Raw genomic sequence first — 15,339 nt, forward strand, 5'->3', positions numbered from 1 at the left:
GTATAAAAAAAGCAACAGTAAACGGGTTTACTGTTGCTTTTTTATTTCTCCTTTAAACTGGTGTTTACAGGTATTGTTGTACTTTTTTCACTACTTCTTCAAACTCCGCTGGACTTAGCGTTTCTTTTTTACTAAAGCGAATATCATCCATTGTTTGTAAAGGAATTAGGTGCACGTGAACATGAGGCACTTCTAATCCTACAACAGACATTCCAATTCTTTGGCATGGAACTGCTTGTTCTAATGCTTTTGCTATCTTTCTTGAGAATTTCATCAAAGCTAGATAGTGTTCTTCTTCCATGTCAAAAATTTTATTAATCTCTTGTTTTGGAATACACAACGTATGTCCTTTTGCATTGGGATTAATATCCAAAAAAGCTAAAAACTGATCATTTTCAGCGATTTTATAAGCTGGAAGCTCGCCATTTATTATTTTAGTAAAAATTGAACTCATAATCGCATCGTTTTAAAATTAATCTCTTGTAATTTCAAGAATTTCGAAATTCATTTGTCCATTAGGTACTTTGATCTCTGCTATTTCACCAACAGATTTCCCTAATAATCCTTTTCCAATAGGAGACGTTACAGATATTTTTCCTGCTTTCAAATCAGCTTCACTTTCCGCTACTAATGTATAAGTTAAAATCATACCATTAGATTGGTTTTTAATTTTAACTGTAGAAAGTACTAATGCTTTAGACTCATCCAATTGAGATTCGTCAATAATTCTAGCACTAGCAACTACCTCTTCCATTTTAGCAATTTTAAGTTCCAGTAACCCCTGTGCTTCTTTTGCAGCATCATACTCCGCATTCTCCGATAAATCCCCTTTGTCTCTTGCATCCGCAATTGCTTGCGATGCTTTTGGACGCTCTACACTTTTTAACTGCTCTAATTCATCCTTTAGCTTCTTCAGCCCCTCAGCAGTGTAATACGAAATTTTACTCATAATTAACTGGTTTATATAAATAGAAAAAATCCCATGAAACGGGATTTTCTGGTGCGTAAAATATTTTTATTATTTATTTGAATAAATTATCTAATCTTGTAAGGTTTACATGTCAAAGTTAATTAATTAAATTTGTTTTACAAATATTTTATGCGATGAAAAAAATTTTATTCCTAACCTTTGTGCTATTATTTGCTCTAGGTTGTTCTACTGATAGCTATCGATCTTCGAATCCGTATTTACCGAATCAAAATGTAAATTTGAGAATTCCCCTTGTATTGGCAGACAACTTAAATCACCCAGGGGGTGTTCACGTGGATCGTTCTGCACAAGCGGGAATTTCAGGTGTGGCGATATATTCTAGAGATGGGTTAACTGAGTACTATAGCTATGAATTGACTTGTCCAAATCACGAAGTTCAACACGATGGTTCTTCTGTTTTGATCCAAGATCCCAAGCGTCCGACTTATTTCTACTGCAATGCGACGCATTTACACCATGGTGAAAAAGTATATTACAATATAGCTTTGGGATTTTGGGGTAAAGCGGTAGACCAAAACTTAGAATACACAATGAAATCTTATCCTACAACAAGAGAAGGTGGTGTTGTGATTGTACGCTATTAATCCGCTCACACAACAAAGACAAATGCCCGAATCTCAAGCGGTTCGGGCATTTGTCTTTCCTTAAAATTTCAAGGTTAATCCAGCAAGGATATTAAAAGTTGCTTGGGGATAATACCCCGCTCCATCAATGGCTTGTTCGCCATCATAGTCTGACCAATAATATCCATTTGACACGTATTTCACATCAAAAATATTATTTGCAAGTAGGGATACCCCAATACTTCTAAACCATTTTTTTACAGGGAATTCATAGTTCACACTCAAATCATTGACAAAGTAAGAATCTAATTTTGAGTTTTTTGCTTCAATATTAGACATATATTGCTCTCCTACGAATTTAGTGAGTAGGGATACACTCATTCCGTCGACAGGCAAATAGGTAAGTGCATTTGAAGCGACAACAGTAGGAGAAAAAGCGATATCTCGGGTTCCAAAGTACTTCATTTCGCCTTCCCATAAGTAGTATAGGTCTTTGTTTTTATTTGAACTTAGCGCAATACTAGGGCTCCAATGGAATTTCTCCAACAGTTTTACATTGGCATCAACCTCAATTCCGAATCGATAACTATTGTCAATATTTTCGCGAACAGCGGCCCCCACATCGTTCAATTGTCCTGTCAACACCAATTGATCTTTGTACTTCATATAAAATGCGTTCACGTTAATAGAGGCATAAGAATTAGCAAAACGCCATCCCAGTTCAAAGTCATCCATTTTTTCAGATTTAGGCATTTGATTCAACTTGCGTTCTTTGTAATCCGTTCGGTTAGGCTCTTTATTGGCTCTTGCATAAGAGAAATACAATTGATTCTCCTCATTTACTTGAAACGTAATACCTGCTTTTGGGTTCAAGAAATTGAATTTCTCATTGACTAATCCTGTTTCTTGTCCATTAGCTTCATAAGTCACGCGTCTGTATTGCATATCACCGAAGAAACTCCATTGTTCGTCGAGCTTCCACGTAGCTTTAGCGAAGAAATTTACGTCGGTTTTCACTGCGTGATCGCGATAATATTCTTGTTTAAAGTCATAGGCAACGGGTTGTTTGACCCACAAAATAGAACCGAAGTGATCTCCTTCGTATTTATTTGCTCCTCCACCCAAAACTACATTCAAGTTTTCCGTTGTATAATTGGCATTCCAGACCATCCCATAAAAGTGGTTGTCCAATCCTTTTCGTCGAATTAAATCAGTTTTATTAACCGTTTCTCCATTGACGAGAATTGGATCCAATCCATATTCTTCAAACTCTTGTTTTCTTTTGTAATTTTCGTAATACCCATATCCTTTGGTATAGTGTAGAGAAACGTTCGAACTCCACAGATCTGACCATCTTTCACTCCAATGCAACTGATAATGATCTTGCTTGTAATTATCTGTTTCATTGTTGTAGAAATGAGTATTTCCTTGGTCGTCCTTGTATCTTCCAGCAGGGTTATAGCGTCTACCATACAGATCCATTTCCTCTTGAGTAACGCCGTTCCATGCTTGATAGGTTTTTTGTTTTCCACCAAATACTAAGGCTTTGATTAATGAAGTATTCCCGACATAAACCCCTTGTAAGAAATAAGAATTCATATCCGAAGAAGCGCGATCAATGTATCCATCAGAGTGCATATCAGAAAGTCGTCCTGCGATTTCAAATTTGTCGTTGATTAATCCGGTACTGAATTTGACCGTTGATTTTCGGGTATTATAACTACCAAAAGAATTGGCAATTTCACCAGTTGCTTCTTGAGAATAATCGTCTGTTTTTAGGTTTAAGCTTGCGCCAAAAGCGCCAGCCCCATTTGTAGAGGTACCAACACCGCGTTGCAATTGTAGATTTTGAACAGACGAGCCAAAGTCGGGCATATTCACCCAGAAAGACCCTTGGGATTCACCGTCGTTGTATGGAATACCATTTAGCGTTACATTGACGCGTGTTCCGTCAGAACCGCGTACGCGAAAACTGGTATATCCAATACCATTTCCCGCATCTGTAGTGGTTACTACTGAGGTCATATTACCCATTAAGACAGGAATATCTTGTCCTAAATTTCGCTGAGCGATTTGCTTCTTCGAAATATTTTCATAGGCAATTGGTGATTTTCCATCCACGCGAACAGCGGATAAAACGATTTCGTTTAATGCTGTTTTCTGAATGGAATCTGGAGTGATTGCATTTTGTCCTTTACTTGAGTAAGTTACACCTAAACACAATCCCAAAACAAACAAGCTGTTTACAGTTATTTTTTTCATTCGTAAAAAATATTTTCACAAATAAAAGGGGCAATTATTGTTTGATTAATAATTACACTTTTCCCGTGCAATGTAGTTGATATGCACTATTTCCCTTGGCAGCATTACCTGCCCAGGTTCTACGGGTATGATCTCAGCCAGTATTGGCACCCCTTTGAGACTTGAACTGCAAATATAGACAGTATTATTTAGAATAAAAATAAACGCTTCATCCAATCTTTTCTATTTTTCCCTTGTTTCCATGAGCCTAGGAAATGATGAATAGCTACGGTATCCGCTGTAATGTGATATTCTCCTGTAATCCAATTTTTAGGACTAAAAAAAGCTTGAGGATAAACAACTGTTTCACATCCTTCTAACTGTTGTTTTTGATTAGTTAACTTGAGTCCACGACCTAAAAAGTCATCTGTAATAGTAATCGTATTGGGTGTTGTATGGTATTTTTTGTAGAGGTGTTTGCGGTAAAAAGACTTGGTTTTATACATCGTCAAGAAATTTTGCAAAATGGGATTTCCTTTTACACTCCCCAAAACTGCAGTACTCAAAAGGCGATCGGATTCGAATCCGCAAAAGAATTTATGGTGTAAGAAAGCGTCAAAATTCTGCACTACTTCCACATCTGTGTCTAGGTAGATCCCTCCGTGTTCATAGAGTACATGTAGGCGACACACATCAGAAACGAAGGCGTATTTCTTTTCTTGATACGCTTCCTTAGCAAAGCGATATGCATTAACATCAAAATTGTCTTCTGTCCAAATACACACCTCGTAGTCTGGAACAAATTCTTGTATGGAAGCTAAACACTTCACCATTTCCTCAGGATAGTTTCCATTGCCAAACCAACATAAATGCACTTTTTTCGGAATTTTCATAACATAAAACCTTTTGTTTCAAAAGTACATTATTTATATCAATAAATTGTTATGTTAAAACTAAGTAAACTCAAATTATGCGTTTTCTAAGATTTTTCTTTAGGCTTAGTTTGATTTTATTCTCTTTATTTTTGCGGATAACGCTTTTAGGAACTTTTGTTTCTTTGCGAATTTTTTGTTGGACTAAAGCCACTTTTATTAGGGCTACTAACTTTTGAATGACTATTTCCTTATTCTTGATTTGACTACGCGTTTCTTCACAACTCAAGATAATCACTCCCTCTTTAGATTGGTAATTGCTCAATTTTTTCTCTAATCTACTTTGTTCGTCTGCGGAGAACACTTTTGATTCCGCTAGGTTCCAAAACAAGACGACTTTAGAGGACACTTTATTTACGTGTTGTCCACCTGCACCACCACTGCGCACGGCTTTAAAATTTAACTCTTTGATTAATTCTTGTACATTCATTCTTTTTCTTCGTTTTTTAAAATTTTATACCAGGCGATATAGGCTTGCACGACTAATACAGTAAAGACTATAAACTGAATAGCTAAAATTCCTAAACCGCGGTATGCGTATAGGGGAATGGAAATAAGATTTCCAATAAGCCAAAGGGTCCAATTCTCAATCTTTTTTAATGCCATGTAATACATCCCTAAAAAGAAGATCCCAGAGGTCAGAATATCGATGTAATTTTCTGGTCCTATATTGGTATTAGTAAGGGTATAAACGCCATATACTAGTACAATAGTAAAGAGGAAGACAACCAGGCCGAAGGCTTTTTCTTTGGTTGTGGTTCGACTAATTTTAACAACTTGTTCACCTCCCTTTATTTTAGACCAATTATACCATCCGTAAATACTCATACAGGAGTAATAAGCATTGAGGATCATATCACCCAAGTAACCCGCTAAATAGAGTAAATAGACGGTAATTATTGTTGCAACTAATCCTGTTGGATAAACTAAAATATTTTCTCTCCCTGCGTACCAAACGCTTAAGATACCAAAAATAAAAACAATACTTTCTAATACGATATTTAGCCAACTAGTATCGCGATAGGCGCCAAAGAAAAATTCTATCATATTCTATGCTATAAAAAAAGCCATACGATTGGTATGGCTTTAAGATATACGTTGTTAGTATTAACTATTTCTATTCATTAAAATTCTAAGGATATACCAGAACAACAACATTAATGAAGCAAACAAGCTCAAGGCAGCAGGCACATATTGATCAGCTGCATATTCATTTTTAATTTGCCATGTTGAGTACAGAATGGATCCTGAAGCCAAAGCTACCATAGCTAAAGAGAACCAAAGTCCGAGGTCAAAACCAAAGAGCATTCCAGCGACGATGGTACCTAAGGCTAAAAAGAACCCTAAGGTAAGGATAGAGCGCAAGAAAGAGAAATTTGCGTTTGAACCAAAAACAACACCAGTAAGACCGAGGAATAAGGCTAAAGTTAACACTCCTGCTTGTACGATTAAAGAGGAATCTCCCGTCATATTGAGTGCTATATAAAGGATCGGAACAAACAAGAAGGCTTCTGCCAATACGTACAACATAAAACCAGCGTATTGTTGTGGCTTATTTGCTGACTTATAGGTTAGACCTTGGGCGAACCACGTAACCCCCATAAATGCCCCTAAAATGATTAACCAAGAGAATTTACCTGTCATCAACAGTTTGATCATTCCTTCAACAACAAAAGGCGTATTCAACAAAATGGTTTCAAATACGATAAACGCTAGTACTCCTAAAGCTAAATTTCCATATGTTCTGCGGTAAAACTGTGCTTTAACGGCATCCGATTCGTGAGCAACAACATAAATAGGTTGATTGTCTTCCATATTAAATATTTTTAGCGCAATTTACGAAAAACCGCTCAATTATTTTACTCTTTTTACTTGACTTACAACAAGGACATAATCATCTATACGAAAGGTCTTATAGGTAAATTCAACAGAAAAATCAGCTTGAATGATTTCAGCTTGTTTCTCAAACACGCAGACAGACATATCTTGAGCAAAGCTCAAACTACGAGAATTACACATTTTATAGAGCGCTTCTTTGACAGACCAAACTTCCGTAAAGTAATCGACTTGTAGTTGGAAATCTGCAGGGGCTTGTGCTAATTCTCTTGGATTGCAAAATTTATCTTTTAGACGAATAATTTTTTCGCGTTTGAGTTCAATATCAATCCCTATATTTTCTTGGCTAATAGCGACTAAAGCGTAATCAAACGAATGTGAAATCGAAATATGAAGTCCTGAGCGCAAACGAGGTTTGCCCTTATCATCATAGGACAGTTCGCAATCTGATATTCCATTTTGCCTCAATATTTGGCGCACGGCTAAAAAAGCCTTTTGATGTTGCTCGTATTTTTTTGCACTAAGGCGTTGTTGGCTAGCATCACTGAGCAGAAGATCATGCGACAACTCCTCTAGTGATTCGGTAATATGCCAAATGTACAATACCCCAGCCGGTAACTCAATTTCTCTAACTATTCCCATAAATAAAAAAGGCTGTTCAGCTTAACTGACAGCTTTAGGTTACAAAAATACAATATGTAAGGTATAAAAAAAAGAGTCGCAATGCGACTCTAACTTATTTTGCTTTCTGATAAAACACTTTGATAAAAGAAACGTCTTTCAGTGATTCATTCGTATTCTTTTCCATTGCTGTTAACGGTCGAGTCAAGATCAACTCAGCATCGGAAACAGTTGTTACAACGAAGTCTACACGGCCGTCTCCACTATCTAATGCGAGTCTACGATGATCCAACATCGTCCATCGATAGGCGTTTTTTGTAAACCTACTTTTACATTCATCAGATCCTTCTTCTAAATAATACGCATTATAATCTATCGTATTTGAAGGCAAGAAATCTAATTGATCATAATCACAATGCTCAGCTGCTTTAAGGCTAATCGTAGCAATCAACTGAGAAGAAGCATTGAATCGCTCTTCTTTAATCAAGTTCCACTTTCCTACTAGCTGCTCATCGTATGTTTTACTTCCGTTGTCATCGCTTTTAGAACAACTAAAAAGAAATAGCGTGCACAGCAATATCCCTATATATCTCATACATCATAATTTAAAAAATAAAAGAGGGAAAAACCCTCTTTTACTTAAAACATAATAAATATTATCGTTTATACGTATCAAACACAACTCCTCCGCAGTACAGCGTAACAATTTGGTTAGTATACTTGATATTGTATCTTTGTTCTTTTAGAAGAAGATCACCGTATCCGAATAAAGATTCGTGTAAATCTTTAATTGCTTGTGGAACGGTTGAAGCATTGCTCCAAGAACCACTAGTTATTAAACCACTTTTTCCAGTATCTCTAAGGTTTGCATTGTAAGAATATCTTCGATCATATTCAATCTTTACAGTACCATTTCTAAAGGTAAAGTGAATTTCTTGAATATTAGCATCTGTTAATATATTTCTTGCCTTTTGAGAAATACTTGGTGTGTTTAAAAGATCCTCTTTAAAAAAGGTTGTTTCTACCGTCCTATTTGTGAACATGTAACTTTTATACACATCCGACCAAACATCTGGATAAGCAACATTTTTGATCTTCACGCTAGTTCCCGATCCATTCGATGAAATAAACTCTTTCGTAGACTCATTCCATTGGAAATCTTGATATTTCTCCCCGTCAACAATAATAGCAGGCTCTACAAGTAATCCATCGTTAGAAAATCCAACACCAATACCATTTTTACCAGGCATTAGTTCTTGTGACGCTCCTTGAGAGAATTCTAAATAACGTAATATACCTGAATACGTAGCGTCATATTTTGCAATTTGACCATTTTTTTCTACTTCGATACTTCTAAAAAGAGGGACATCTTCATCGCTAATCAATTCCATTGCAGTTTTTCTTTCTTCGAAGTTAGCCCAATCTTCTTTAGTAGCACGGACAAAACTAAATTCTTTGTCAAACACTCTAGTTCCTCTAAAGAAAATAGAGTTATCGTCAAAGCCGTAATATCTGTACTGAAACTCACCTTCAAAACCTTTAGCTGTACGCAATGCAGAATTGATAGGATCAGACAATTTGTGAATCCACGTTTCGTCAACAAAAACTAAACTAGTAGTTCCTCTCAACTGCAATTCGTAATCTGTTGTATTTTCAGTATATCCTTCTTCAGAGAAATCGGATACCATCGTTACTTTTCCTTCTGCATTGAACTTCATTAAGAAAGTAAAACCTCCTAAGCCAGATTCTTCAGGAAAATAATTAAATTTCCATCCTTGCTCTGCATTTACTAAAAGATCTTTTAACTCTTTTTGTTGCTCACTCTCACGTTCCATTGGATTTTTTGAAAACACGCCACTATCGTCATTATTACATGAAACCGTTGTGGCAGATATCATCAGAGCCAATGCTCCTATACTAAATATTCTCTTCGTCATAACTTCTAGTTTTCATTAGTTTCTTCAAAATTGCCTGAAACAACATCATTTGTATTGCGTTCAGCATGATCTCTTAACTCCCAAAAATCAATATCGAACTCATCTTTATAGTAAGCTACAACTAGATCTACTTTAGCTAAGATATCTTTCTTTCCACTCTCTGAGGTTAATTCAGCAAGGAATTGTTCCCATTCTGCTTTAGTTTTCATCAAAATAAAAGATGCAGTTTCAGCAAAATCCTCGTCGTAATTCGATCTAGCATAAGAGGTAACAAACCCTAAAGCATTAGATTCCGGATCTTCATATAAATACCATGAAGAAGTATACAATCCACCTTTTGAAATCTCAGCCCAAGCTACACGATCAAAATCTCTAGTTTGATTTAAAATGTGAACGTACTCGTGTTGCACCGTATGAACAAATTGACGTACACTTTCTAAATCGTTATTTTTTACGTAATTGGTATTGAACAACGTAATACGCGCTCCACCTCCGGCTTCACCCAAGGTAATCGTACCATCGTTATTCACGTTATAACTTCCGATCAAGTGAAACTGTCTAGGCGCAATACCTTTTACAAATTTTTCTTTTTCTTTAGCTGCATCAGCATAACTATCCAACCAAATTTTCTTAACCATTTGAAGAGCTGGTTTCACATTTTCTTCTTTTGGTGGTGTAAGCACTTTGTCATAATATCCAAAAGCTTGATTCCATTTATAGGTAGCTTCAATATTATAAGGCTTAGTATAGTTATCATAAATCCACTGATCTAACACCCCTTTAGGTTGTTCAGATACGTCGAATCCACTAGGGCGCAAGTCATTATCATTGTCACAAGAGACAAACGCTAAACCTAGCATTGATAAAAGACCAACTTTCTTTATATTTTTATATATGTTCATACTTAACATTTATTTAATTAACTATCTTGGATTTGCTTCTAATCCGTTTGAAATAGCCATTTGAGGTAATTGAATCGCACGTCTAAGATCACCTTTAACCAGTGTTTCGCTTCTTTCAGCCCCTGTAATATTACGGTGAGTATATTCGATATTATAACGTTTTACGTCAAACCATCTTTGCCCTTCCGTATGTGTATCTCTTCTTCTTAAATCTGCTAAATACTCCAAGTAAGCAACTTGAGTACTAGATAGGTCATTAATATAGAAAGGATCTACCTTAGCAGTAGGTTGATACTTAAGAATGTCAGACTCTTTTAAAGTAGCTGAAGCAGGTACATTTTCTGTATGTCTCTTCACCCAAACATTCATCATAGTTAAGGCATCAGACAATCTATTTGCAGAGATTAATGCCTCGATACGATCTAGATACAACATATCTCTAGAAAACAGCACCACATTTGTATAGCGATACCCCGTTTGATTTGTTGGATCTGTTACTTCAAAAGTTCTAGCATATTTACCTAGACCGATAAACATTTTACTTCCTGTATAACCATATCCACCATAGTTCCACTCTCTTCCAAAAGGATTTGATTTACCACTGATTAAATAATCAGTTGCCTGTTTGGTAGTCATCGAATAACGTTTTCCAGTTTCATATCCCAAACCAGACATTACGCTTGAAACTAATAAATTTGTTTCCTCACTAATCTTAGCATATTCCACTTGTGTTAAGTCTGGTCCAAGATCATTATAGCGATTATAGTCACGTAAATTAGATCCATCAACACGAACGTCATCACTGTACTCGATTGCTTTGTTGAAATCTCCTTTGTACAAGAAGAAACGAGTTGCGAATGCTTTAGCAGAAGTCATGTTAAAGTGATACTTTACCGTCGTTTTATTTGGGCGATCTAAATTACCGATCAAAGCCATACCTTCAATAAGGTCATTTTCGATAAAATCGTATACTTCTTGAACAGAATGTCTAACATACTTAGGCAATAACTCTGTTTCTACTTCTGTCATATAAGGAATACCTAGATCAGTACCAGCTGTTGTTGGATTATAAGTTTGAGCCCATAAATTAACCAACATAAAGTGAGCGTACGCTCTAGCGATCAAAGCCTCACCTTTGAAACCTTTTAACTTTTTAAGTTCAGCAGTATTACCCTTTTGCTCTAAATCAGCCTCTATTTTTAAAGCTGCTTCATAAGCAGTATTAGCTTGTGCAATAGCAGTATAAGCAGAGAACCAATAATAACTTGGAGAATCTTGACTTTCAGCACGCATATCTTGCCAGAAAAACGCTTCTGTATTCGACACGTTTTCTAAGTTAATATTCTCACTGTCAACTGTATTATCACTCATGATATCAGCGAAAATAACATGCGTCCCTTTTGGATATGCTAGCGTTACTGTTTCTCCAATTTTTTCAACTGAGTCGATTTTAGTACGGTTGTCTGGTGTTTCATCTAGAAATCCACTACAGTTAACAAAGAACAAACCGATTAATAATCCAACTCCAATATTTATTTTTTTCATATTCTATCCTAATTTAAAATCCAACATTTAACGTTAATGTATATTGGCTAGTAACTGGCATAGCTACCCCTCCGCTTTGGAAAAACTCAGGATCTTGTCCGTTTAGCTTTTTATCAGAATAAATTAACCATGGGTTCGTTGCCATCGCTCTTAAAGAGAAATTAGAGAAACCTACTTTCTTCTTGAAGTGATCAGGGAACTCATACGCTACAGAAATATTCTTTAATCTAACGAAATCACCATCAGCAATTCTAGCAGTAGAATAGTTATATGCATTATAAGCTAGAGCTAAATTAGAAGAACCGTAATTACCCATTTGCGTAATATCAGCAATCACAGGAACATTAGTTCTAAATTCATCACCAGGTACCATCCAACGATCGTTCATATCTCTAGAGAAAACATCTAAATCAGAGTATGAAGAAGAGAACATTGGGTTTAGTCTTACTTTATTTCCACCTGAAGCAACGAAGAATAAGTTCACGCTCCAGTTTTTATACGTGAAGGTATTAGAGAAACCTAATGTTTTATTTGGTTCAGTAGATCCTTCATATTTTAAGTAATCTGTAATATTCTGAGAATCTTGGAAGTTAGCTCCAGTTACGTTATCCGTTTCACCGCTAGCCATAATGAATGTAGGTAATCCTTCAGCATTTAATCCTGTAAAGTCATAAGAGTATAACGAGTTACGTGGTTTTCCAACAACGTTACCTCCAACACCTTGAATCAAGTCAATAACTCTCGCTCTATTTTGTAAACTTGTAATTTCTTGTTTGAAAACAGATGCGTTAATTGTAGAAGTCCAAGAAAAATCTTCAGTTTTAATGTTTGTTGTAGTAATACCAAACTCTAATCCTTTTAATTTCATATCGGCATTGTTACCGTATTTTAAACTTTCTCCACCAACACCTGTAGTACGTACAATATCAATTAAGTCAAATGCATTTCTTTGGTATGCATCAAAAGCAACTTGAACTCTGTTGTTAAACAACCCTAAATCAAATCCAAGGTTTAGCTCATACTGTTTCTCCCAAGTTAAATCTGCGTTTTGTAAAGCTTCGATTTCTAAAGCATTTTCACGCTCGTTTTGGAAGTTACGGAAAGGAATTCTACTTCTATAGATTGCTAACGAGTTTGTAGCAGGTCCAGAAGTTGCAGTTAATCCGTAAGAAGCTCTTAAAGATAAATTACTAATTGTTTCATTATCAATCAAGAAACTCTCTTGTTTCATATTCCATTTTCCAGAAGCAGTCCAAGTAGGCAACCATCTTGAAGACGAAGAATCTCCTTGTCTATTTGATCCGTCATAACGACCTGTAAACGCTACTGTATATCTATTGTCATACGTATATCCAATACGAGTAAAGAAGGCTAATGTACGCTCTCTTTCTTCTGCGAATGTGTAGTATTCACCCCCTTGGTCAATCAGCTTTTGTAAAGCGATCATATTAGGATATGAAGTTAACCCTTTATCATACTGTACACCGTGTGATAAGAAATAATCGTTGCTACGATTCACAACTCTCATCTCAGTACCACCAAAAACATCTAATTCATGTTTATCATTAAAAACATCACTATATGAAATACTGTTTCTTAAGTAGAATGACGTTAAATCATTTGTGAAGTTTCTGCGCATCCCTCCATTTGGCATTACAGGAACACCTGGTTTGTTTGGATCGTTTGGATCTTTATATAAATAAATATTCTGATCTCTTTCTACTGTATTCGACGAAGCATTATACGCAGCAATAACGTTTGAATTTTCAGTTAAGCTGTGTACGCGTTTAGTAGCCGCATAACGAGCAGCTCCATTCAAGTTATAAGTAACTTTAGGAGAGATTTTATAATCTGCATCAATTTGGAAACGAATATCTTTTACATCAATATCCATATAGTTAGACTCTAACTCATTTAAGATATTAAAGTCAGCCCAGTTACTTCTGTGGTACTCATATCCACCATTATCTGTATAAGGGCGTAAAGTTCTACTTGTATTTAACGCATAGCTAAACGGGTTAATATCGAAATCACGCGATACTGCTCCATTAACAACGTCAACTTCTCCATCGTATGTACCTGGCGCTTTTTGATCACGCACCGATCCATTTAATGATAGAGCAAGAGTAAATTTATCATTAACAAAGAACGTATTTTTCAAGTTCATTGTTAAACGGTGTACTTTATCCGCTACAGTCCATCCTGGATCTGCAAAATATCCAACTGACGCGAAGTATGCATTATTTTCACCACCTCCAGAAAAACTTAACGAGTGGCTTTGTGAAATAGCTGGTCTGAACAAGGTTTTGAACCAATTCGTATTCGCCATTTCGTGTTTGCGCAAGAATGTATTCTTACCTACACGGTCATTGATATACTGAAAGCGATCTTCTTCTGTAATATAGTTGTTAACTCCTCTATAGTACATATTGTATACACCACCATATCTACCATTCAATGAATTTGGATAAGTAATATGTCCTTTTGCTTCTAACTCTTGGTAAACATCCATTGTTTGTTGAGAGTTCATGATGTCATATCTTCCATAATTAGGAACAGTACGCACTGTATTCTCCATTGAATAGCTAATAGACAGTGGAGACTCTCTTCTACCTGATTTTGTCGTAATAACTACAACTCCGTTCATCGCACGAGATCCGTAGATTGCAGTAGCTGAAGCATCTTTTAAGATATCAATACTCAAAACGTCATCCGCGTTTAGACCAGCAATAGCTGAACTCAATAAAGTTTCTGAGTTACCAGAAGCCAAATCTTCGAATGATACGTTAACGATATCCTCTTGTACAACACCATCAATTACCCATAATGGTTTTGTATCCCCCATAATTGACGAAGCACCACGAACAGTAATTTTAGGAGCAGCACCGAAAGTACCTGTAACGTTTTGTACAGTAACCCCAGCAGCTTTTCCTTCAATCATTCTACTAACATCCGTTACCCCATCAACTTTCAATTCTTTAGCATCAATACGGCTAATAGCTCCCGCTTCTTTACGCTTAGATAAAGTTTGGTACCCCGTATTAATTACTACTTCTTGCATCATTGCGCTGTCGTCTTTTAAAACAACGTTTACAACGCTAGCTTTCCCAACTTTCTTTTCTGTGGTAACTGTCCCTACAAACTGGAATACTAAAACAGCATTCTCGTCTTTTACATTAATAGAGTAGTTACCATCAAAGTCGGTACCAACACCCTCTTGGGTTCCTTTAATCAACACACTAGCTCCTGGCAGACCTAACCCGTCTTCACCAGTAACTTGTCCTGTAACCTTTCTACTTTGTGCAAACCCCTCATTTACCATTAGTAAGGCGGCTATAACAAAGAAGAAATGAAGTACAATTTTCCTCATGTTTTATTAATTTTAAATTGTTTAACAAACAAATAACAAAAAATCGACATATGCTAATTTTATGTTATTTTTTTACAATTTGAAAAAGTTAAAAATTGTACTGTATTGTTTTGCAACCAATTACACAAATACGTCTTCAAACCCAATCAATACCCGCAATATACATCTTATCAGCTCGAATAACAAAGTCTTAAAAGAATGTGTATTACACAAAAAAAACAAGTTAACAAAACCAAAAGAAATAGAACAATCAAACAATTACAGAAGATACATTAACAATTAGTGCAAAAAGAAATAGAGTTAGAAAATTTTCTTAAAAAAACATTTAACTAAAATCAAATAAAAAATACAACATTGAACTATCAATCAACCGTAGTCAAAAAAAAAGATCGGCATGAGCC

At 35.8% G+C, this 15,339-nt stretch carries 14 protein-coding genes and 1 riboswitch; of the genes, 1 reads left to right on the forward strand and 13 read right to left on the reverse strand.

What is annotated here, in order from left to right; translation table 11 throughout:
- Nucleotides 1-64 precede the first annotated feature (64 nt).
- On the reverse strand, nucleotides 65-454 hold the full coding sequence (locus H4K35_RS10895; RefSeq protein WP_182627875.1) for an HIT family protein: 390 nt from the start codon (nucleotides 452-454) through the stop codon (nucleotides 65-67).
- 18 nt (nucleotides 455-472) lie between these two features.
- On the reverse strand, nucleotides 473-949 hold the full coding sequence (greA, locus tag H4K35_RS10900) for a transcription elongation factor GreA (RefSeq protein WP_182627877.1): 477 nt from the start codon (nucleotides 947-949) through the stop codon (nucleotides 473-475).
- Between the two features lie 155 nt (nucleotides 950-1,104).
- Here greA and H4K35_RS10905 point away from each other — a divergent pair, with 155 nt between their 5' ends.
- Nucleotides 1,105-1,575, forward strand: coding sequence for a hypothetical protein (locus H4K35_RS10905; RefSeq protein ID WP_182627879.1), 471 nt, complete (start codon nucleotides 1,105-1,107; stop codon nucleotides 1,573-1,575).
- A 60-nt stretch (nucleotides 1,576-1,635) separates the two neighbouring features.
- Here H4K35_RS10905 and H4K35_RS10910 read toward each other — a convergent pair whose 3' ends face one another.
- From H4K35_RS10910 to H4K35_RS10960, 11 genes are all read right to left on the reverse strand, one after another.
- Nucleotides 1,636-3,816 carry a TonB-dependent receptor gene (locus tag H4K35_RS10910; protein WP_182627881.1) on the reverse strand — a complete coding sequence of 727 codons (2,181 nt, stop codon included), beginning with the start codon at nucleotides 3,814-3,816 and terminating at the stop codon, nucleotides 1,636-1,638.
- A gap of 74 nt (nucleotides 3,817-3,890) precedes the next feature.
- Nucleotides 3,891-3,980: riboswitch (TPP riboswitch) on the reverse strand.
- Nucleotides 3,981-4,004: 24 nt separating this feature from the next.
- Nucleotides 4,005-4,688, reverse strand: coding sequence for a glycosyltransferase family 32 protein (locus H4K35_RS10915; protein WP_182627883.1), 684 nt, complete (start codon nucleotides 4,686-4,688; stop codon nucleotides 4,005-4,007).
- 70 nt (nucleotides 4,689-4,758) lie between these two features.
- The gene (locus H4K35_RS10920; RefSeq protein ID WP_182627885.1) at nucleotides 4,759-5,157 is read right to left on the reverse strand and encodes an aminoacyl-tRNA hydrolase; all 399 of its coding nucleotides are present in this window, start codon (nucleotides 5,155-5,157) and stop codon (nucleotides 4,759-4,761) included.
- Nucleotides 5,154-5,774, reverse strand: coding sequence for a nicotinamide riboside transporter PnuC (pnuC, locus tag H4K35_RS10925; RefSeq protein WP_182627887.1), 621 nt, complete (start codon nucleotides 5,772-5,774; stop codon nucleotides 5,154-5,156). Before pnuC ends, H4K35_RS10920 begins: the two co-directional genes overlap by 4 nt.
- 60 nt (nucleotides 5,775-5,834) lie before the next feature.
- Nucleotides 5,835-6,542, reverse strand: a complete 708-nt coding sequence (locus H4K35_RS10930) for a Bax inhibitor-1 family protein (protein ID WP_182627889.1) — start codon at nucleotides 6,540-6,542, stop codon at nucleotides 5,835-5,837.
- Between the two features lie 39 nt (nucleotides 6,543-6,581).
- Entirely contained in the window at nucleotides 6,582-7,205 is a 624-nt protein-coding gene (locus H4K35_RS10935) for a 4'-phosphopantetheinyl transferase superfamily protein (protein ID WP_182627891.1), read from the reverse strand.
- A 94-nt stretch (nucleotides 7,206-7,299) separates the two neighbouring features.
- Entirely contained in the window at nucleotides 7,300-7,779 is a 480-nt protein-coding gene (locus tag H4K35_RS10940; RefSeq protein WP_182627893.1) for a hypothetical protein, read from the reverse strand.
- A gap of 61 nt (nucleotides 7,780-7,840) precedes the next feature.
- Nucleotides 7,841-9,121, reverse strand: coding sequence for a DUF4302 domain-containing protein (locus H4K35_RS10945; RefSeq protein ID WP_182627896.1), 1,281 nt, complete (start codon nucleotides 9,119-9,121; stop codon nucleotides 7,841-7,843).
- A gap of 5 nt (nucleotides 9,122-9,126) precedes the next feature.
- A complete protein-coding gene (locus tag H4K35_RS10950) occupies nucleotides 9,127-10,023 on the reverse strand; it encodes a substrate import-associated zinc metallohydrolase lipoprotein (protein ID WP_182627898.1) in 897 nt (298 codons plus the stop codon).
- A gap of 21 nt (nucleotides 10,024-10,044) precedes the next feature.
- Nucleotides 10,045-11,568: a RagB/SusD family nutrient uptake outer membrane protein gene (locus H4K35_RS10955; protein ID WP_182627900.1), complete on the reverse strand. Its 1,524-nt coding sequence runs from the start codon at nucleotides 11,566-11,568 to the stop codon at nucleotides 10,045-10,047.
- A gap of 13 nt (nucleotides 11,569-11,581) precedes the next feature.
- The gene (locus H4K35_RS10960; RefSeq protein WP_182627902.1) at nucleotides 11,582-14,938 is read right to left on the reverse strand and encodes a SusC/RagA family TonB-linked outer membrane protein; all 3,357 of its coding nucleotides are present in this window, start codon (nucleotides 14,936-14,938) and stop codon (nucleotides 11,582-11,584) included.
- Nucleotides 14,939-15,339 lie beyond the last annotated feature (401 nt).

Origin of the sequence: Myroides sp. NP-2, assembly GCF_014145665.1 — a bacterium.
In the GTDB taxonomy this organism is placed as follows: Bacteria; Bacteroidota; Bacteroidia; order Flavobacteriales; family Flavobacteriaceae; genus Flavobacterium.